At 65.9% G+C, this 18,996-nt stretch carries 14 protein-coding genes; 6 read left to right on the top strand and 8 right to left on the bottom strand.

Features of this window, described 5'->3' with window-relative positions; genetic code table 11:
- Nucleotides 1-39: 39 nt before the first annotated feature.
- Nucleotides 40-324, bottom strand: coding sequence for a hypothetical protein (locus ACOGJC_RS13320; RefSeq protein ID WP_419845483.1), 285 nt, complete (start codon nt 322-324; stop codon nt 40-42).
- A 173-nt stretch (nt 325-497) separates the two neighbouring features.
- Here ACOGJC_RS13320 and ACOGJC_RS13315 point away from each other — a divergent pair, with 173 nt between their 5' ends.
- Together ACOGJC_RS13315 and ACOGJC_RS13310 are read left to right on the top strand one after the other, a co-directional pair.
- A complete protein-coding gene (locus ACOGJC_RS13315; RefSeq protein ID WP_419845482.1) occupies nt 498-1,511 on the top strand; it encodes a hypothetical protein in 1,014 nt (337 codons plus the stop codon).
- A 17-nt stretch (nt 1,512-1,528) separates the two neighbouring features.
- A complete protein-coding gene (locus tag ACOGJC_RS13310) occupies nt 1,529-2,455 on the top strand; it encodes an aldo/keto reductase (protein WP_419845481.1) in 927 nt (308 codons plus the stop codon).
- Between the two features lie 114 nt (nt 2,456-2,569).
- On the opposite strand, the gene ACOGJC_RS13305 is transcribed toward ACOGJC_RS13310, so the two are convergent.
- Genes ACOGJC_RS13305 through ACOGJC_RS13295 form a run of 3 tightly spaced genes read right to left on the bottom strand, consistent with a single transcriptional unit; the run spans nt 2,570 to nt 6,071 of the window.
- The gene (locus ACOGJC_RS13305) at nt 2,570-4,231 is read right to left on the bottom strand and encodes a phospho-sugar mutase (RefSeq protein WP_419845480.1); all 1,662 of its coding nucleotides are present in this window, start codon (nt 4,229-4,231) and stop codon (nt 2,570-2,572) included.
- Entirely contained in the window at nt 4,228-5,037 is an 810-nt protein-coding gene (locus ACOGJC_RS13300) for a purine-nucleoside phosphorylase (RefSeq protein WP_419845479.1), read from the bottom strand. The genes ACOGJC_RS13305 and ACOGJC_RS13300 overlap by 4 nt, the downstream gene beginning before the upstream one ends.
- A gap of 53 nt (nt 5,038-5,090) precedes the next feature.
- Entirely contained in the window at nt 5,091-6,071 is a 981-nt protein-coding gene (locus ACOGJC_RS13295) for an adenosine kinase (RefSeq protein WP_419845478.1), read from the bottom strand.
- Nucleotides 6,072-6,183: 112 nt separating this feature from the next.
- Between ACOGJC_RS13295 and ACOGJC_RS13290 the strand changes: the two genes are divergently transcribed.
- A complete protein-coding gene (locus ACOGJC_RS13290) occupies nt 6,184-7,002 on the top strand; it encodes a phytanoyl-CoA dioxygenase family protein (RefSeq protein ID WP_419845477.1) in 819 nt (272 codons plus the stop codon).
- Between the two features lie 3 nt (nt 7,003-7,005).
- Here the strand turns inward: ACOGJC_RS13290 and ACOGJC_RS13285 are convergent, their stop codons facing one another.
- The 4 genes from ACOGJC_RS13285 to ACOGJC_RS13270 are packed head-to-tail and all read right to left on the bottom strand — an operon-like array spanning nt 7,006 to nt 12,836.
- The gene (locus tag ACOGJC_RS13285; RefSeq protein ID WP_419845476.1) at nt 7,006-7,977 is read right to left on the bottom strand and encodes an aldo/keto reductase; all 972 of its coding nucleotides are present in this window, start codon (nt 7,975-7,977) and stop codon (nt 7,006-7,008) included.
- Nucleotides 7,977-8,966 carry a Gfo/Idh/MocA family protein gene (locus ACOGJC_RS13280; protein ID WP_419845475.1) on the bottom strand — a complete coding sequence of 330 codons (990 nt, stop codon included), beginning with the start codon at nt 8,964-8,966 and terminating at the stop codon, nt 7,977-7,979. Before ACOGJC_RS13280 ends, ACOGJC_RS13285 begins: the two co-directional genes overlap by 1 nt.
- 9 nt (nt 8,967-8,975) lie before the next feature.
- Nucleotides 8,976-11,384: a glycoside hydrolase family 3 N-terminal domain-containing protein gene (locus tag ACOGJC_RS13275; RefSeq protein WP_419845474.1), complete on the bottom strand. Its 2,409-nt coding sequence runs from the start codon at nt 11,382-11,384 to the stop codon at nt 8,976-8,978.
- Between the two features lie 3 nt (nt 11,385-11,387).
- Nucleotides 11,388-12,836 (bottom strand): ABC transporter substrate-binding protein, encoded by a 1,449-nt coding sequence (locus ACOGJC_RS13270; RefSeq protein ID WP_419845473.1) that lies wholly within the window; start codon nt 12,834-12,836, stop codon nt 11,388-11,390.
- Nucleotides 12,837-12,891: 55 nt separating this feature from the next.
- Here ACOGJC_RS13270 and ACOGJC_RS13265 point away from each other — a divergent pair, with 55 nt between their 5' ends.
- The 3 genes from ACOGJC_RS13265 to ACOGJC_RS13255 are packed head-to-tail and all read left to right on the top strand — an operon-like array spanning nt 12,892 to nt 18,950.
- On the top strand, nt 12,892-13,926 hold the full coding sequence (locus ACOGJC_RS13265) for a hypothetical protein (protein ID WP_419845472.1): 1,035 nt from the start codon (nt 12,892-12,894) through the stop codon (nt 13,924-13,926).
- Nucleotides 13,927-13,950: 24 nt separating this feature from the next.
- Nucleotides 13,951-16,125, top strand: coding sequence for an ATP-binding protein (locus ACOGJC_RS13260; RefSeq protein ID WP_419845471.1), 2,175 nt, complete (start codon nt 13,951-13,953; stop codon nt 16,123-16,125).
- Nucleotides 16,125-18,950, top strand: a complete 2,826-nt coding sequence (locus tag ACOGJC_RS13255) for an ABC transporter permease subunit (protein ID WP_419845470.1) — start codon at nt 16,125-16,127, stop codon at nt 18,948-18,950. Before ACOGJC_RS13260 ends, ACOGJC_RS13255 begins: the two co-directional genes overlap by 1 nt.
- Nucleotides 18,951-18,996: the final 46 nt, after the last annotated feature.

The raw sequence follows: 18,996 nt of genomic DNA, 5'->3' as shown, positions 1-18,996 counted from the left end.
CAGCGCCCCAAACCCGGATTTCGTGCCGACGGTTTCGGCTCAGTCCAGGCCAGCCGCCCGGAACGCCCGGCTGAGCAACGGGGGAACCTCTCCTACCGCAGCCTCGTCCATGTCCTCTTCTTCGGCTTCGTCCATGGTGGGAAGTCGGCGGGCGCCAGAAGATCCCGACGAGTCGGACGCGGCATCGTCGAGCAGCACCAACTCGGGCTCGGGTGCCCGGGTTCGCGAATCCTCGAGAGTCCACCCCAACGGCACGACAACCGCATCGGCATGCATCCGGCACAGCCGCACACCGGCGATGCCGGTGTCCTCCTGAATGTCCACTATCTGCGCCGACAAATCCCGTGCATTGATCAGCAGGATCGCCGACGCACGCTCACTGCATAGAACTCGCGCGCAATACTCTCCCAACATACTGAAAAAATACTCCTGCCGGCAGCAGAATTGATGGATACTCGCAGTTGCGCCTCCAGCTTCGACGTTGTAGATAGCAGGTAATGGAAAACAGAGCGGTACACCGACAGGCCGTCGAAGTACTGGCCCGCCAGCTTGAGCTGTGCCGGGCGGTACCGGACCGGGTCGGGGTGGTGCTAACCGACGGCACCACCGACCCCGTTCTGGAGGCCAGCGCAGTCCAGGCGCTGATCCAAGTCGGCGCCCACCCGCAGACCGTCTCGATCGACGGTCAACCGCCGACCGGGCCGGGGGCCGATCTGGCGGCTTCAGGCCGACCCGACATCATCATCAACCTGTTTAACGGCTACTTGGACCCGTTGGACACGATGATCCCGGCCTACGCCCGAATGCTCTCGGTGGTGGCCAACAGCACCGGCGATCTGCGGGGCATCGTGCCCCATGCCGGTCTGAGCCGCCGAGTGAGAAGAGGAATGGATCTGCTGAAAGCCGGCCAAGAGCTGCATGTCGGCGATCGCGATGGCACCGACCTGCGGATCGGTCTTGACGGGACTCGCCAGTGGAAGCACGACGGCCTGGCCGCCGCTCCCGGCACCGAGGCCCAGTGGCCCCGGGGAATGATCGGAACGGCCCCAGCCGTGGGAACGGCCAAGGGCACGGTGGTGATGTCCCCCGGCGACATTTGGCTCCCGATGGGCTGGTACGCCCGCTCTTCGGTGACCTTGACCATCGAAGGGGGGCGCCTGGTGGGCATCGAGGGGCCGAGAAGCGAGACCGACCCCATCCGAGCCCACCTGGCCTCAGTCGGCTCTCCGTCGGCCTATCGCCTCGACGCGGTAGAGATCGGGCTGTTGTGGATCGATCGGCCCCGACCCCCGGCGCTGTTCGAACCAGATTTCGCCGATTCTTTCGGGATCGCCGACCGTTATGGCCATGTGGTGATCGCCACGGGCGACTATCCCACCGTCGGCATCGCCTGCTGCCTGAGGAGCGCCACCGTGGCCGTGGATGAGATAGCCGCGGTCCGCTCCGGGAGCCTTCAAGGCGACCTCATGCCCGATGTCTACGAGCAGGCCGCCCACCGACATCCCCTGTAGTGTCCAGGCGCATGGAGATGCGCAGCATAGGAAGCTTGTCGGTTTCGGTTGTCGGGCTGGGGTGCAACAACTTCGGCATGACCATCGACGCAGATGCCACCCAGACGGTGGTGGACGCGGCAATCGACGCCGGGATCAACTACTTCGACACCGCCGACCTGTACGGCCGGGGCAAGTCGGAGGAGTTCCTCGGTGCAGCACTGGGCGGTCGGCGCGACCAGGTGATTTTGGCCACCAAGTTCGGGCATCCTGGCGCCCTGCCCGAAGGGCAGAAGGGCGGCGACCCGGCCTGGATCCGCCAGGCAGTGGAGGCCAGCCTCACCCGGCTGAACACCGACTGCATCGACCACTACCAACTCCACATGCCCGATACCGATACGCCTCAGGCTGAGACCCTGGGCGCGCTTCAGGAGCTGGTGGACGAGGGCAAGGTGCTGGAGATCGGCTGCTCCAACTTCAGTGCGGAGCAGATCGACGAAGCGGCTGGCGCCGCCGCGGAGACTGGGGCGGGCAACTACTCCAGCGTGCAAAACCACTATTCGGTGCTGACCCGGGCCGTGGAGGATGAGGGCGTGATCGATGCCTGTGACCGCACCGGCATGACGGTGGTTCCCTACTTCCCCTTGGAGTCTGGATTGCTCACCGGCAAGTACTCGGGGATGACGCCGCCGGAGGGTGCCCGCCTGTCGATGTGGAAGGGCGAGATGCGGGACATGTTCTTGAGCGAAGACAACCTGGCTGCGGTGGACCGTCTCACCAGTTACGCCTCCGACCAGGGCCACAGCATCTTGGAGCTGGCCATCGGGTGGCTGGTCTCAAATCCGTCGGTGGCCTCGGTCATCTGTGGTGCTACGAAGCCCTCCCAGGTGTCTTCTAACGTGACTGCGGCCAGCTGGGCAATGAGCCCTGCTCAGCGATCCGAGATAGCGGGGTTGGCTTCTTAGCTTTTCCTTCGAGCCTCAGCGCGCGTCCGGGCTGCGGGTCCTGTCACCGGAGGCCGGCCTGGCCGTCGGTGCGGCCAGGTCCGCCACCGGTGCCACCCACAGCCCTCACGGGGCTCATCTGCGACCGGAGCTCTCTGCCCTTTCAATCAAGTCTCGAACCGCCTCGCTCAGAGTTAGGAGGGGGTCGGGGAACGTGATGTCGCCTACTGCTTCTATGTAGCCCTTGATCTGAGGCTCGGTGCCGCTGGGGCGCAGGGACACTCGACTGCCGTCAGCCAGATCGAACCGCAGTACGTCGGCGGGGGGCAGGCCCTCTACGCCATTCCGATAGTCGGTGGTCTGCACTACTTCGGTGTTGCCGAACCGGTTGGGCTGAGCGTTTCGGATGGCCTCCATGAGTTCTGACCCGGGGCGGCCGTTTAGTTCCACGCTCACCTGATCGGTGCGGTGGAGGCCGAATTCGTCCATTAGCTCGGCGAGCCGCTCGATTGGGGTGCGTCCGTCTTCGTAGGCCAGCCACCTGCACATCATGGTGAAATGGACCGCTGCGCTGATGCCGTCTTTGTCCCTCACCCTGTTGTTGCAGGCGAAGCCCAACGCCTCTTCGTAGCCGAATACGAACCTCCAGGGCAGGTGGCCGGGCCGGGGCTTGAGGTTGTCGGCGGCCCGGGCGATCCATTTGAAGCCGGTCAGCGTCTCCACATGGGTAGCGCCCCGGGCCTTGGCGATGCGGCCTACCAGCCGGCCCGAGACGATGCTGGAGGCCACCACACGCTCGTCGCCACCGGACTCGAACCTCAATCCCAGGATCCAGTCGCAAAGCAGCGCTCCGATCTCGTCGCCGGTCAATACGCGCCACTCGTTCTCGTAAGCCCACACCACGGCCGCCATCCGGTCGGCATCCGGGTCGTTGGCAATGGCCAGAGGGGTGTCGATCTGCTCGGCTCGCCTGATTACCTTGGCCAGGGTGTCGTGGTTCTCGGGGTTGGGCGACACAACATTGCGAAAGAGGGGATCGGGATCGGCTTCGTCTTCCACCACGAAAGGCTCTCCATTCTCCAGCACAGTCAACGCGAAGTTCACGTAGTGCAGCCCCACGCCTTGAAGAGGGGTGTAAGCCAGCGGGTGGAACGAGTAGAGCCGGGGAACGTTTGCCAAGATGGCTGCTATGTAATCCACTTCAACTGAGACCCTTTGCGGCCATTCCGGGTCGGGACCTCGATCGGGCAGGTCCAAGGGCGGCAGCGGTTGGGCTGCCATGGCCGCTTCGATGGCCTGGTCGTGGGGCGGTATGACCTGGGCACCGTCAGCAAGGTATAGCTTGAGACCGTTGTCACCGACGGGATTGTGACTGGCGGTAACCATTACACCCGCCGCACAGGTGAGTTCGGTGACAGCGAAGGCCAGCACCGGGGTAGGCGAGTTGGGAGGCAGCGTCACGGGCCAGCAGCCAGCCGCGGCCAGAATCTCAGCGATGTCGGCGGCGAAAACGTCGGAGTTGTGGCGGGCGTCGTGGGCGATCACCACTCCGCCACTACCACCGAGCCACTCGGCCAGCGCGGCGGCGAACTGGCGCACTACCACCCTATTTATGCGGTTGGGGCCGGCGCCCATCGGTCCTCTAATGCCTGCGGTGCCGAACCGGAGACGGTCGCCAAAGCGGTCGTCGATCCCGGCTTGGTCGCCAGCGTCGATCAACTGCTGCAACTCGGCTCGGGTAACCGGATCGGGGTCGGCAGCCAGCCACTCCTCGGGTGTCGGGGCCTGGGGACTCACAGCACTTTGATGACGGTGCTTAGCACTTCGGTGACCCGGCCTTGGGCGGCATGGCCGGCATCCAGTACTTCTTGGTGGTCGAGTGCTTCACCCATGCCTGCGGCTGCGTTGGTGACCAGCGACACCCCGGCCACATCGGCTCCGAGATGGCGGATGGCGATGGCCTCCAACACGGTGGACATGCCCACCAAGTCGGCGCCCATACGGGCCAGCATGGTGATCTCGGCTGGGGTCTCGAAATGCGGCCCCACCAGCCCGGCGTAGACGCCCTCGCCCACCGTGGGGTCGATGCGACGCACGGCGTCGCGAATGCGGGAGGAGTACAGATCGGTCAGGTCGGTGAACCGGATGGCGTAGCCCTCGGGCGGGGCCGGGCCGAACAGCGGGGACTGACCGGTGAGGTTGATGTGGTCGCTGATCAGCACCGGCTGGCCCACTCCGAAGGCGGGGTTCATGCAACCGGCAGCATTGGTGAGCACCACCGTAGAGCATCCCGCGGCTACCGCGGCCCGCACGCCGTGGACCACATCAGCCGGTGGATGGCCCTCATAGAGGTGGACCCGGCCAGCCATCACCAGCACCCGCCGGCCCTCTACGGTCACCGCCCGAAGTGTGCCCCCGTGGCCGGGGACTGACGGCGGATGGAACCCAGTAACGGTCTCGGCGGCTACTTCGGCGTCTACCTCGCCAAGACCGTGGGCCACCTCGGCCCAGCCCGAGCCCAGCACCACGGCAGCATCAAAGCGACCGCCCATGCGCTCAACCAGCTCAACTCCGGCTCGCTCAGCCCGTTCGAATGGGTTCATGCCCCGATGGTAGAAGGCGCCGGTGACACTTCCCGCACCGCCGTCGAGGGGGGCTAAGCGATCAAATGGGCCAGCGAGCCGGAGGGACGGGCGCCGAACTGGCTGATGGTCTCGGTGGCGGCCAGCGAACCCAGCCGTCCGCACTGCGCCAGATCCATTCCCCGGGTCCAGCCGTACAGGAACCCCGAGGCGTACAGGTCTCCCGCCCCAGTAGTGTCCACCACTTCAGCCGCCGGTGCGGCCGGCACTTCGATGATTTCGGTGGGGGTGACCAGCACCGATCCCCGTTCGCTCCGGGTCAGCGCGGCCACCTGGCACCGTCCCTGCACCGCGGCCACCGCAGCCTCGAAGTCGTCGCCGGTCTCATACAGCGTGCAGATCTCGTGCTCGTTGCCGAACAGCAAGTCGATGGGGCCGTCCACCAAGTCGAGCCACTCCTGGTGGTGACGCTCCACGCAGAAGCTGTCTGACAGCGTGAACGAGATGGTCCCCCCGGCGGCCGAGCAGATCGAGATGGCCTTGCGGATGGCCTCCTTGGTGATGTCCACGTCCCAGATGTAGCCCTCGCAGTACAGCACTTGGGCCGCGCCCACCAGGTCGGGGTCGATGTCGTCGGGATGCAGTTCGGTACTGGCCCCCAGGTAGGTGTTCATGGTGCGGGCCGCGTCGGGGGTCACGATGATGAGGCACCGGGCGGTGGGCGGCCCGGCAGCAGCCGGAGCCACCTCGAAGCGCACCCCCAAGGCCCCGATGTCGTGGGCAAACACCTCGCCGAGCTGGTCGCCGCGCACCTTGCCGATGTAGCCCACCTGTCCGCCGAACGAGGCCACTCCGGCCACCGTGTTGGCCGCCGAGCCCCCCGAGGTCTCGATGGCTGGCGCCATGGCGCCGTAAAGCGTCTCGGCCCGCTCGTCGTCGATCAGCGTCATCGCTCCCTTGACCAGGCCATGGGCCTCGATGAACTCGTGATCCTCAGTGCTGATCACATCGACAATGGCGTTGCCAATCCCCACCACATCCAACGCCTCACTCATAGCGAACCGAGGCTACCGAGCACCCCGGCAACAGAACCAAGACGGGCAACTCAACCCGTCTCGCCATGACGTCTACCCGTGAATCTAAGGTGGAATAGATGAAAGCAGGCTCATGAGCGGCCGAATCGACGGGGACGAGTACCGAGTGTCGGATGGGGAGAGGGCGTACTTCGCCGAGCACGGCTATGTGCATCTGCGGGGGCTGCTGACCGATGACGAGGTCGGAGAGCTTGAGGCCGTCTACGACCGGTTCCTGCGCCGGGAGATCGAGGTGCCGGGCAAGGACTACTGCGACATGGCCGGCGACTACGGCCGGGAACCCGAAGACTTCTCGATCATCAACGTGATGCTGCCCCGGCGCTACTACCCGGCGTGGCGGGGCAACATCTACGAGCGCCGAACGGCCGCAGCTGCCCGCCAGCTGTGCGGAGATGGTATGGCCATCGACTACGACCAGATTTTGGCCAAGCAGCCCTTCAAGCTCGACGCAGTGTTCGCCTGGCATCAGGACATGGCCTATTGGCCCGATACCCCCGACACCCGCACTGCCACGTTCTGGCTGGCCATCGACGATTCCACCATCGAGAACGGCTGCATGCGCTTCGTGCCGGCCACCAATAAAGAACCAGAACTGCGGCCTCACACCCCCCAATTCGGCGACCGCGGCGAGTCCCACGCCTTGGGAACCGAATTGCAGGAAGGCGACGAGCCGGTTCCGGTGCCCATCAGCCGGGGCGATGTGACCGTGCACAACGAGCGGGTGATGCACGGCTCCGGCGGTAACTCCACCGCCGGTTTCCGCCGGGCCTACGTCATCGCCTATCGATCAGAGGACACGGTGGCCATCGAGCGCCAGCTCGGCTTCACCCACAGCCACAACGACAGCGGCGAAGTGCTCGACCAGGTAGGGGTGGAGGGCCAGACCCGCTGAGATCTAGCCGGAGAAGATGTAGGCGACCTCGTCGGCAGTCAGCTCCGCCCGCTCGGCGGCAGTACTCTGCTCCACTTCCTCCACTGAGGCGTTGCCCGCGATCACCAGCGGTTGGAACTCGGCGTGCAGCGCCCAGGCCAGCGCCACCTGGCTCAGGCTCAATCCATGCTGGCGGCCCACCTCGGCAGCCCGCTCCCGCCGGGCCCAGTTGACCTCATTGAGGTAGCACCGGGCGGTATCGGCCAGATGCCCCTCGGTGGCGGCCTCTAGCTCGTCGCGGCCGATCCGCTCGCTCAGAAAACCCCCGGCCAGCGGCGACCAGGCGACAACCTTTACCCCCCGCTCCTGGTGCCAGGCCCGGTCGGCCTCCCGGTGGGCGCCGGTTAGCGTGACCACGTCGTCCCACGGCTCGTCAAGCTGGTCGACGACGCTCCAGTGGGCGCTGTTGGCCACTGGTCCTCGCAGGTCGTGGGCATCGGCGTACTCCACGGCCGCCTCGACCCGGGCCGTGGTCCAATTTGACACGCCCCACGCCCCGATGTGGCCCCGGTCGATGGCAGCGTTGACCGCCTCAACCAGAATGCCGATATCCATGGCGGGATCATCGCGGTGGAACATCCACAGGTCGAGTTGCTCGACGCCGATCTGGCGACGTGACAGATCGATATCCTCGGCTATGGCATCGAGGTTCACCCGGGGGCGGTCCCAGTGGGGAAGCTTGGGGTGGCACCCTTTGGCAAAGAAGACGATGCCTTCTCGACCTCCCCGGTGACGCACCCATCGCCCGAGCATGGCGTCTACACCATCTCCTCCGAAGGCGTAGTTGACCGCGGTGTCGAAGGTATTGATCCCCGCCTCAACCGCGGCATCCAGCATGGCAAACCGGGCTGGGTCGTCGTGGGCGAACAGGCCGATGGCCCCTTGAACCACCCGGCTCACCGGGGTGGCGACCCCGGGAAACTCCACGTACTCCACTACTGCCCCGTTTCGGTTTCGAAGGGATATACAACCCCGATGCGGGCTCGGATCTCATCGCACAATTCGGCTGTCTCCAGCGTCAACGACAGCGGCATGCGCTCGCTCTCGGTGCGCCCGGCCCGAACGCAGTCCACCACCTCTTGGATCTCGTATTCGAACCCGTTGGCCGGGTGGGGAATCGCCTCGGTCTCCTCTTGGCCCCTGGCTCGCAGAATGGCCCGGTCGGCGGCCCAAAAGACCGGTACCTCGATCGAACCAGCGGTGCCGGCGATCACCGCGCTGGATTCGAGGTTGGCCACCACGGCACAACCGAGCTGGGCCAGCCCGCCCCCCGGATAGGACGCTGAAATGGAGACGATCTCATCCACATTGGTCTCGCCCACACGGGCTACCACCCCGTAGTCCGCCGGAGGCGCGCCGTACAGCCACCGGGCCAAGTGCAGCGGGTAGACCCCTACATCGAGCAGGCTCCCCCCAGCCAGGTCAGGATTGAATAGCCGGTGTTCGGGCATCACCGGGGCGGCAAAGCCAAACGAGGCCGTCATCTGCCGGACATCGCCGATGCGCCCGTCGTCGATCCAGCCGCGCACCACCTCATAGATGGGCAGGAACCGGGTCCACATTGCCTCCATGGCGAAGACGCCGGAAGCCTGGGCGGCGTCGACTATGCGGGTCGCCCCCTCCAGGTTGGGGGCGATGGGCTTTTCCACCAGCACCGCCACCCCGGCATCAATGCAGGCAATAGCCGCCTCGGCATGGGAAGGATGGGGCGTGCAGATATACACCGCGTCGAGCTCCTCGGCCTGGAGCATCTCGTCCACTGACCCGTAGCTCGCCGCGATGCCGTTCTGCTGGGCAAACGCGCCGGCCCGGCCCGCGTCCCTCCCCGCCACCGCAGCAACGTGGGCCCCCTCAACAACCTCCATCGCCCCCAGAAACTGCCCGGTGATGTGGCCGTGGCCAACCATACCGAGACGAAAATCCATATCCCCCACTCATACCACCCGCGACGGGGTGGTAAACGAAGTGCGGTGGTCGAGCTTGAGACTGTTGGTTAGCTCGAGATTGGCCCTGAGGGGGAGATCCGTCGACGACTGCCCCACCATCACTTCGATGTCGCCCTCCTCCACCACCAATTCGAAGTCGCGGTTCAGAAAGGCGAGCTGGCTGGTGTCGAATTCAAACTCGACACGGCAGCTCTCGCCGGGATCAAGCGACACCCGCTGGAACCCGGCGAATTGGCGGACAGGTCGGGTCACCGAGCCGACCACGTCACGCACATAGAGCTGCACCACCTCGTCTCCGGAGCGGTCGCCTGTGTTCTTCACCCCACAGCCGACCAAAACCACATCGCCCGCGGGGGCGCTGGTGTCCGACAGGGTGAGATCGCTGATCTCGAAGGTGGTGTAGGAGCGACCGTGGCCGAAGGCCCAGACCGGAGCACTTGAACCGTCCACGTAGGCCCGGTCGGATGAGAACCCGCTGCCGTGCTTGTGGCCGTGATACGTGGGCGATGCCCCCACACCAGCCGGGAACGAAACAGGAAGCTTGCCCCCGGGGTTCAACTCGCCGAACAGGGCCGAGGCGATCGCCTTCGGGCCCTCAGGGCCGGGATGCCAAACCTGGAGGATGGCCTTGGCGCCGGCCAGATCTTCGGCGATGTCAAGCGGACGACCGCTGACCACCACCGCAACCGTGGGCACACCGGACGCGATCACTCGACGGACCAATTCGGGCTGGGCACCGGGAAGCTCAAGTGTCTTCCGATCTCGCCCCTCTCCTCCGGTGGCGTCGCCCACCCAGCCGGTCTTCTCGCCCACGGCCAGAACCACCACGTCGGCGGCTCGGGCCGCGGCCACCGCCTCGTCGATGCCGTCTTCGTCGGGTCGGGTCCAGTCACAACCTTTCGTGCTCGTGACCGGGGTGTGTTGGGCGATGGCATCGGCAATGGTGCCCATGTTGGGGTAGATGTCCCCAACCGCCTGGTCGAGCTCGACCGGGTCGATGATGGCCCCGGTGCTGTGGAAGACCTTGGTGACCGCGTCGAGGGTTGGATCGGGAGAGCTCGAGTCGTCGCCATCTTCAGAGGCCCCGAAGACTCCGGCCATCGACCCCTCGAGACCGCGGGACATCGCCATACCGAGTTCGGTGGCCGCGGCCGGGGTGTAGGCCGCGAACAGGCCCCGCAGCGTGTCGACCATCGGCCCGATCACCGCCACCGATCCGACATCGGGACCGAGGGGAAGGATGCCGTCATTCTCCAGTAGGACCAGCGACGCGTCGGTGATGGCTCGGGCCAACTCCAGCGCCTCGGGCTGGTTGAACGCCTCCGCCGCCCGGTCGGGATCCACGGTGGGAGAGTCCATGAGGCCAACCTGGAAGCGCTGGGTGAGGGCCCGCTCCACGGCCAGGTCAAGCACCGATTCGTCGAGGTATCCGTTTCGGACCGCATCGGGCAGCGAGGGATAGCCAATTCCTGTGGGTAGCTCGATGTCGAGTCCGGCTGACAGGGCCAGTATTCCCGCCTCGGCATCAGTGGCGGCCACTGCGTGGGGCTGGCGGAGCCGGGTCACCGCCGAGTAGTCGGCCACCACGCAGCCCCCGAACCCGAGTTGGTCGCGAAGCAGGCCGGTGAGGATCTCTGGAGACGCGGCCACCGGCACTCCGTCGATCTCGGAATACGAGTTCATCACCGACGCCAGCCCGGCGTCGCGGATAGCCCCCTCAAAGGGCAGGGCATAAACCTCGTGAACGGCGCGCGGCCCCATGGGGCTGGCCGTCTGGTTGAGAGCACCCTCGGTGTAGGAGTAGCCCAGGAAGTGCTTGCCGGTAGCCACCGTGCCGGTACTGAGATCATCGGACTGCATGCCGCGTACGAAAGCGATGCCCATCGCGGTACACAAGAAGGGGTCCTCGCCGTAGGTCTCGTGAACTCGGCCCCATCGGGCGTCGCGGTTCACGTCCAGCACGGGAGAGAGCACATGATTGATGCCGACGGCTCGAGCCTCGCGGCTGGCCACTGAGGCCATCTGCTCGATGAGCTGCGGCTGGAAGGTGGCCGCCAAACCGATGGCGGTGGGAAAAGCAGTGGCCGAGTCTTGGGCCAGGCCGCACAGCGACTCATTGTGGACCATGGCGGGAACCCCGAGCCGGGTGTTGTCCCTTATCCACTCCTGGATGGCGTTGAGAACCAAGGCCAAGTCCCGGGGCTTGCGGGCCAGACCCCCGCCCATGCAGAGGTGGCCCACACCGTGGGGAATCATCTGGCTCATCCTGTCGGGATCGGGCCCGGTTGGCCCCATGAACGCTGCGGGGAAGACGCCCACCACCTGAGCCGCCTTCTCCTCCAGCGTCATGCGCGACAGCAGCTCAGCCACCCGCTCGGCAATGGGCAATTCGGGCACGGATTAGTTCATGGGGACGAAGTCGTCGGCACCAGCGTCGAAGGCTAGGAGAATCGGAGCCCCATCGCCGATGTCGAACTTGCCAGCTGCGATCGATGCCGATGAATTGGCCGTCACCTCGAGGCTGAGACCACCCTCGGCGGCGGCCCGGAACGAATCATTGGTGAGGTCGGGTCCGGCAGCCGTGGCGACTTGGGTGAATATCTCCACCGCTTGGCACGCCCAGATGGTGGTGTTGAGGTTAACTGCTTCGCCTCCCTCGGGGCTGATGTTGACGGTCTCGCCCGATGCTGCCTCGAAACGCTCGATGCAAGCGGCCACGCTTGGCTCACCAGCCAAGGCAAGGTCCTCGAATCCCAACGAGCCGAGTGCAATTGCCCCTTCGAGGGCATCTGTGCTGTAACCGAGGTCGCGATAAAGCTGAGGATCGAGGTCGCTTGAATTCGTGATGACGACTGCGGGCCGGAAGGGGCTCCGATCCAAGCCGGAAATCACATTGATGCCCGACCCGATGCCCACCGCCAAGATGATCTCGGCACTGTCGGCCTGCCACCGTTGGGCAAATGCCTGCATCTCGGCTTCAGAGGCCGCGATGTCGTCGGAACCGACGGTCGAGGCAGTCTCGGACACAATTTCAATTCCGGCGGCTTCAAGTGCGTCGACGTAGTGATCGCGCTCAGACCCGGTGTCCGTGGCGGCATGCACGCCGACGGGGCCGTCGAAGGCCCCCGCCCCAATCAGTGCTTCGACTCCTATCGCCGCGCTTCGGGCGGGTAGCGCCCCCGGGCCGATAGCGACAGCCTTCGACCGATCGAACTCCTCTTGGCTAACTCCGAAGGTGTTGATGAAGATCGTCTCATTCACATCGGTGAAGCAGGTCAGGTTGGTCAAGAGCGGTCCCATGGCGGCAAACACCTGCTCGTCTTGGGTCAGTTGCACGCAGGCGGCTTCGGTCTCGACATCGCCCAGCGGCGAATAGAAAACGTAAACCGGCTCAAGCTGACGGCCGAGGATTCCGCCGTTGGCGTTGACCTCATCGATAACGGCCTGCCACTTCGCCTCCACGTCGCCGTTGTCCCGCCCGAAGATGGAGACATCGATGATGACAACCCCGATCTTGATCGCTTCGGAGGTGACGCCTCTGAAGGAGTCGGTGAGCACTATCGGCTCCGGCTCCTCAGGCTCGGCTGCGGGCTCAGGGGCCTCGGTCGGCTCTTCTGCGGGTTCAGGAGTCTCCGGATCCGGCTCCGTGGCCTCCGGTGCAGCCTCTTCTGGTTCGGCTGCGGGCTCAGGGGCCTCTGTAGCCCCCGGAGTGGACTCGGGAGCGGCGTCTACCGGCTGCGTCTCCGGCTCCTGGGTGCCGCTGTCGGGTGCAGATTCAGAATCCCCACCACCGCACGCCGATGCCAAGAGCAACAGGACAGCGAGTACCCCAATGATTCGTAAGCGCATGGTTCCGCCTCCCGTAGAGATCTGACCCCTTACGTTTTCACATTAGGTTGGGGCCATGCGACCGGACTCCGACAGATTGCAGATCACTGTCCAACCCCCTGACCGTTCCCTCGAACCAGTTGACTTCGGCGCTCCGTTCGAGCCTCCCGCCGGTCGAGTGCTGCACTGCTGGGGCCAGCTCGGAGTCGAGGACCGGCCCCATCAGGTGGAAGACGGCGAGCTCTCGGAATACGAAGCCACCATCGAACCCCAGCCGGGCGTGGTGAGCACCTATGCCCACGTCCACGACACAAGTGACGGAATCCTCGACGCCTTCTGCCAAGGGATCGGGAACCTGTTGGCCAAGCGTCCCCAGACCCCGCTGATCGTCGGGCTTCACGTTCGCCCGGTTGAGAAGGTGGTGGCCAGCGGCGCGTGCGATGAGTCGCTGCGCCGCATGGCACGGTGCCTGCGCGAGCTGGACATTCCGGTGTGGCTGAGGATCGGCTACGAGTTCAACCTCAGCTTCGACCCCCACGACACCGAGGCCTACAAGGACCTCTTTCCCCACATCGTCGATCTGTTCCGCCGAGAAGAGGCTCACAACGTGGCCGCCACGTGGTGCTCGGCGGCGGGCTCGTTCCAGTTCCGAGACCCGTTCGACTGGTGGCCCGGCAACGAGTACGTCGACTGGGCGGCCATGGACGTGTTCGCCCCCATCGGCTTCGAGCGCCCCGAGACCACCGCCTATCTCGACCGGTGCCGGGAGGAGCAAAAGCCGGTGATGATCCCCGAATCGTGCCCCTTCTTCTTCGATTGGAATCTGGTCGATCCCAACCGGCCCGAGTCGTTTAGCGACGGGCTGCTCGAGATCGGCGACATCGACGACCAATGGGCCTGGTATGAGGCCATGTTCGAACTGGTCCGGCGCCGGCCCGAGATCAAGGCCTTGACGGTGATCGCCACCGACTGGCGGGACGGCATGTTCCCGTTCTACGGGGACACCAGAATCGGCTCGTGGGATGGCTTGGCCGAACGCTATGCCGGCGCGCTGTCCGATCCTCGCTTCATACACCGTCAAGAGTCCCTGGATCTCTTCCAGCACCGATAAGCAGACCACCGGAAAGGGGGGTAGATGACCGACGCCGCCGGCGACGCCGGTGCCCTGTCCCGCCGGGTGCTCGACAGCCAGACAGACCAAACCGACACCGACGAAGAGGTGCTGTTTCCCGATGACGTTCTGCCCGGTGTCGGCGGCGACGAGATGTCGCTGCGAGAGGGGCTGGCCAAGGGCGGAATAGCGACCTTCCTTGTGTTGTTGATCCTCAACAGCCTCGACGAGCTCGAATCGGCCGCTCTGTCGGTTCTCGCCCCCGAAATCCGCGACAGCTTCGGGGTGGGTGACGGGGTCATCGTATTCTTGGGCGCGGCCTCGGTGTCATTCGTGTTCTTGGGGGCACTGCCCATGGGCTGGCTCGCCGACCGATTTCGCCGGGGGCCGGTCATCGGGGCCGCCAGCCTGGCGTTCGGCTTCTTCTCGCTGCTGTCCGGGCTGGCCCGCCACGTGGTGGTGTTCTTCTTCGCTCGGCTCGGAACCGGAATCTCCAAGTCCAACACCCTCCCCGTCCACAGCTCCCTGATCGCCGACCAGTACCCGATCGGCGTGCGCGGCCGCATCGCTTCGACCACCATCATGTCGGGACGGGCAGTGGGCATCATCAGCCCGGTGCTGGTCGGCGCAATCGCCGCCCTCGTCGGCTGGCGGTGGACGTACTACACCCTGTGGATCCCGGTGGCCGTGGTGGCTGTGCTGGCGTTCCGGCTCCCTGAGCCGGTGCGGGGCCAGTGGGAAAAGACCGACGTGTTGGGCCAGTCCGAGGTCAATGACGATTCCGCCCCCATCTCGCTCGAAGCCGCGTTCGCCCGGCTCAACAAGGTCGCCACCCTGCGCACCGTGCTCCTCGGTTTCGCCGCGCTGGGCTTCGGGCTCTTCAGCCGACCAGTGCTCACCTCGTTGTTCCTCGAAGACGAGTACGGACTGGGCCCGCTGGGCCGGGGCACCCTCACCACCGCATCCGGGATCGGGGTCATCGCCATCATGCCGCTGGTCGGGCGGCGGTTCGACCGCCTCTACCGCCAGAGCCCCACTCGGGCGATGGCGCTGATCGGCGCGCTAATCCTGCCCTCCGCGCTGTTGCTGCCCATCCAGTTCAACATGCCCAACCCGTGGCTGTTCGCTGTGCTGGACGTTCCCGGCTCGCTGATGATGTTCGCCGCGTTCGCCATGGTCGGACCCCTCATGCAGGCCGTGGTTCCCTACCGGCTTCGGGGCATCGGCTCGGCGCTGTCCACGCTGTACATCTTCTTCATCGGTGCGGCTGGAGGTGGCTTGCTCTCGGCCATGGTGGTCGACGCCAGCGGCCCGAAGACCACGATTCTGGTGCTCGGCCTGCCCTCCACCATCGTCGGCGGGGCGTTCATGCTGAACGGCGCCCGCCACATACGGCGCGACCTGTCGCGCAACGTGGCAGAGATACTCGAAGAAAAGGCCGAGCACGACCGCCAACGAGAAGACCCCGAGCACATCCCCGCCCTGCAACTGGCCGACGTCGACTTCAGCTACGGCAACGTCCAGGTGCTCTTCGACGTCGGTTTTGAGGTCCGCAAGGGCGAGACCCTGGCCCTGCTGGGCACCAACGGCGCCGGAAAGTCGACCATCCTGCGGGTTATCGCCGGCCTGGGGACCCCGGAGCGGGGAGTGGTGCGCCTGGGTGGCCGCACCGTCACCTTCTCCACCCCCGAGCAGCGAACTGAGATGGGGATCCAGACCCTGCTGGGGGGCAGCGGCGTGTGGGCACCGCTCAGCGTGCGCCACAACCTGGAGATGGGGGCCTATCAGCTGCGGGACGACAAGGCCGAGCGACAGCGCCGAATCGACCACGCCCTTGAGCTGTTCCCCGAACTGCGCTCCCGCCTCGACGACCGAGCCGACGCCTTGTCGGGCGGCCAACAGCAGATGCTCGCCCTGGCCCGAACGCTGTTGTGCCAAACCGAGGTCCTCCTCATAGACGAGCTGTCGCTGGGCCTGGCCCCGGCTGCGGTTGGCGAGCTCATGGGCCACATCGAGCGCCTCCAATCCACCGGACAGACCATCGTCATCGTCGAGCAGTCGCTAAACATCGCGCTGGAATTGGCCGACCGGGCCGTGTTCATCGAGAAGGGCCACGTGCGGTTTGAAGGGCCGGCATCTGAACTAGCGGAGCGCGATGATCTGGTCAGAGCGGTCTTCTTGGGCGACGAGGGGGGCTGATGGCACTCGGCTTCCTCGAAGCCAACCGGCAGCTCATCTTCGACGGAGCGGTGAACGGGCTGGTGTACGGGATCCTGGCCATGGGCATCGTCTTGGTGTTCCGCTCCTCCCGGGTCATCAATTTCGCGGCCGGCAACCTGGGCCTTCCCGGTGCTGGTCTGCTGGCGTTGTTGGCCCTGCGCTGGAACGTGCCCTTCTGGATTGCGGTGCTCGCCGCCATCGCGGTGGGCGTCCTGTTCGCCGCGGTGATGGAGGTGGGGGTGGTGCGCCGGCTGTTCACCGCGCCGCGGGTGATTCTGCTGGTGGCCACCATCGGGATGGCCCAGCTCGCTCAGGGCATCTTGCTGGCCTACCCCGAAGTCGGCGGCGGCATCGGCACCCGTTATCCCGTCATCGTCGACACAACCTTGACCGACGTGGCCGGGCTCTTTGTGACCGGCCCGCAGCTCAGCACGCTGATCGTCGCCCCCCTGGTGGCGATCGCACTCGGCTTGCTGCTCGACCGCACCCCCTACGGCCGAACGGTACAGGCCACCGCGGCCAACCCCGACCTGTCGCGGGTTTCGGGCATCAAGCCCAAGCGGGTCTCGCTCACCATCTGGATGATCGCCGGGGTGGTGTCCACCATCGCGGTGATCCTGCTTTCGGCCGACCGCAGCGTGAGCGGGCTGGAGACCGTGGGGCTCACCACCATGGCCAACTCCCTGGCGGCTGCGGTCATCGCCCGGATGCGGTCGTTCCCGCTCGCCCTGGCCGGAGGGGTGGTGGTGGGGGTCACGTTCTCGCTGGTCAAGTTCAACTATCCGGTGGAGGGCGGCCTGTTTGAGTTCGTCTTGCTGATTGGCGTGCTCGTAGCGGTGGCATTCCAACGACGCCGCGACGCCGACCCTCCCGGCCGGTACTCGTTCGCCCCCAAGATCCGCCCCATTCCCCAGCACCTCCTGTCCATCTGGTGGGTACGGCACCTGGGCAAGATCGCCCTGGGTCTAGGCGGATTGGCCGCGGTCCTGTTGCCCATAATCGTTTCCACCCCGTCACGACAGATCACCTACGCCACCATCTTGGCCTTCGGGATCTGCGCGGTGTCGGTGGCCATTATCACCGGATGGGCGGGACAGCTGTCGCTGGGCCAGATGGCCTTTGCCGGAATCGGCGCCGTGGCCGCGGCCTCCTTCCAACGAGGCATCCAAATGGACATCGGCTGGGGCGACAACCGGCTGATCGACTTCGAGGCCGGGGGCATCCCGTTTGCCGCCGCGGTTCTTGTGGGGGCAGTGATTGCCGCCGCGTTCGCCGGGCTGGTGGGGGTGGGGGCGCTGCGAGTGCGGGGCCTGCTGCTAGCCGCGGCCACGTTTGTTCTCGGGCTCGCCACTGAGGAGTATCTGTTCCGTCGCCCCATCTTCAGTGGGGGAAGCTCCAACTCGGCCCCCTTGCGCCGAGGCCAAGTCTTCGGGCTCGACCTCGACAGCCAGCGCTCCTACTACTGGCTGCTGCTCGGGGTTCTGTGTGCAGTGCTGGTGGCGATTGCCGCTATCCATCGCAGCAGCTTTGGCCGGGCCATTCGGGCGCTGCGGGACAATGCCGATGCCGCCGCGGCCTACGGCGTCCGCCCGGCCCGCACCAAGCTGGGCGCTTTCGTTCTGGCCGGGGCCGTTGCCGGGCTGGGCGGCGGCCTGTTGGCCGGAGTGATTCAGGAGGTCCCTCTGACGGGGCGCTTCTACGGCGCCGGGGAGTCGCTGCGGCTGGTCTCCATGGCCATCATCGGGGGCATCGGCGCCGTCATCGGGCCGGTGCTGGGCGCCCTATGGGTGATCGGACTCCCCGCCTTCGCCCCCACCAACCGCCTGATCCCCCTGTTCACCTCGGGCGTCGGACTGCTGATTCTCCTTCTGTACTTTCCCAGCGGCCTCGCCCAGATCGCCTATTCCGCCCGCGACCGGATCGTGGCCTGGCTGGAGACTCGCCGACCGCCCCCGCCGGCCAAGCAAACCCATTCTGTGCCGGCCGCCCTCCCCGCTCCGGCGTTGGTGCCCGACACCTCCGGCCCGGCGCTGCAAGCAGCCGAGATTTCCGTGCGATTCGGCGGCCGGCTGGCGGTGGACAACGCCAACATCGAGGTGGCTCCCGGTGAGATCGTGGGGCTCATCGGCACCAACGGCGCCGGCAAGTCGACCCTGATGAACGCCATCGGCGGCTTCGTTCCGTCCAAAGGGAGCGTGGAGCTCTACGGCCAGCCGATCCACCGCCTCAAGCCAGCCGAGCGGTCCCGGCGAGGACTGGGCCGCACATTCCAGGCCGCAACCCTGTTCCCCGAGCTCACCGTGCGTGAAACCGTTATGGTGGCGGCCTCGTCGGCTCCGTCGCAGGGTTCCGGGGGACTCATGGCCGCGAGCCGGACGAGACGGGGCCAGCGCTCTGCTCAGGCCCAGGCGGGCGATCTGATCGACTTTCTGGGGCTGGGCCGCTACGCCGACCGCCCAATCGCCGACCTCTCCACCGGCACCCGCCGGATCGTAGAGCTGGCCGGCCTCCTCGCCCTTAACGCCCAGATGCTGTGCCTCGATGAGCCCACCGCCGGAGTGGCCCAGCGAGAGGCCGAGGCCTTCGGGCCGCTCATCGTCGAAATCCGCCGCCACCTCAACGCCGCCATGCTCATCGTCGAGCACGACATGCCCCTCATCATGTCGATCAGCGACCGCGTCTACTGCCTAGAAGCCGGCTCGATCATCGCCCAAGGCACCCCCGAAGAAGTCCGTACCAACCCCGCCGTCATCACCAGCTACCTAGGCCTAGAAACCCGAGCCATCCACCGCAGCGACGCCTAGCTCTAAGCCTGTTCCAGATGCCGTCGTTGGTTCGGCATCTCCTAGC

This window comes from Candidatus Poriferisocius sp. (assembly GCF_965204015.1).
Taxonomy (GTDB): Bacteria; Actinomycetota; Acidimicrobiia; order Acidimicrobiales; family Bin134; genus Poriferisocius.
Note: the sequence above shows the minus strand (reverse complement) of the source record. Positions and strands in the feature narration are given on the sequence as shown.

Coding starts and splice junctions, on each gene's coding strand:
- ACOGJC_RS13315 (WP_419845482.1), top strand. CDS start 498: ATGGAAAACAGAGCGGTACACCGACAGGCCGTCGAAGTACTGGCCCGC.
- ACOGJC_RS13290 (WP_419845477.1), top strand. CDS start 6,184: ATGAGCGGCCGAATCGACGGGGACGAGTACCGAGTGTCGGATGGGGAG.
- ACOGJC_RS13310 (WP_419845481.1), top strand. CDS start 1,529: ATGCGCAGCATAGGAAGCTTGTCGGTTTCGGTTGTCGGGCTGGGGTGC.
- ACOGJC_RS13280 (WP_419845475.1), bottom strand. CDS start 8,966: ATGGATTTTCGTCTCGGTATGGTTGGCCACGGCCACATCACCGGGCAG.
- ACOGJC_RS13295 (WP_419845478.1), bottom strand. CDS start 6,071: ATGAGTGAGGCGTTGGATGTGGTGGGGATTGGCAACGCCATTGTCGAT.
- ACOGJC_RS13270 (WP_419845473.1), bottom strand. CDS start 12,836: ATGCGCTTACGAATCATTGGGGTACTCGCTGTCCTGTTGCTCTTGGCA.
- ACOGJC_RS13255 (WP_419845470.1), top strand. CDS start 16,125: ATGGCACTCGGCTTCCTCGAAGCCAACCGGCAGCTCATCTTCGACGGA.
- ACOGJC_RS13300 (WP_419845479.1), bottom strand. CDS start 5,037: ATGAACCCATTCGAACGGGCTGAGCGAGCCGGAGTTGAGCTGGTTGAG.
- ACOGJC_RS13260 (WP_419845471.1), top strand. CDS start 13,951: ATGACCGACGCCGCCGGCGACGCCGGTGCCCTGTCCCGCCGGGTGCTC.
- ACOGJC_RS13265 (WP_419845472.1), top strand. CDS start 12,892: ATGCGACCGGACTCCGACAGATTGCAGATCACTGTCCAACCCCCTGAC.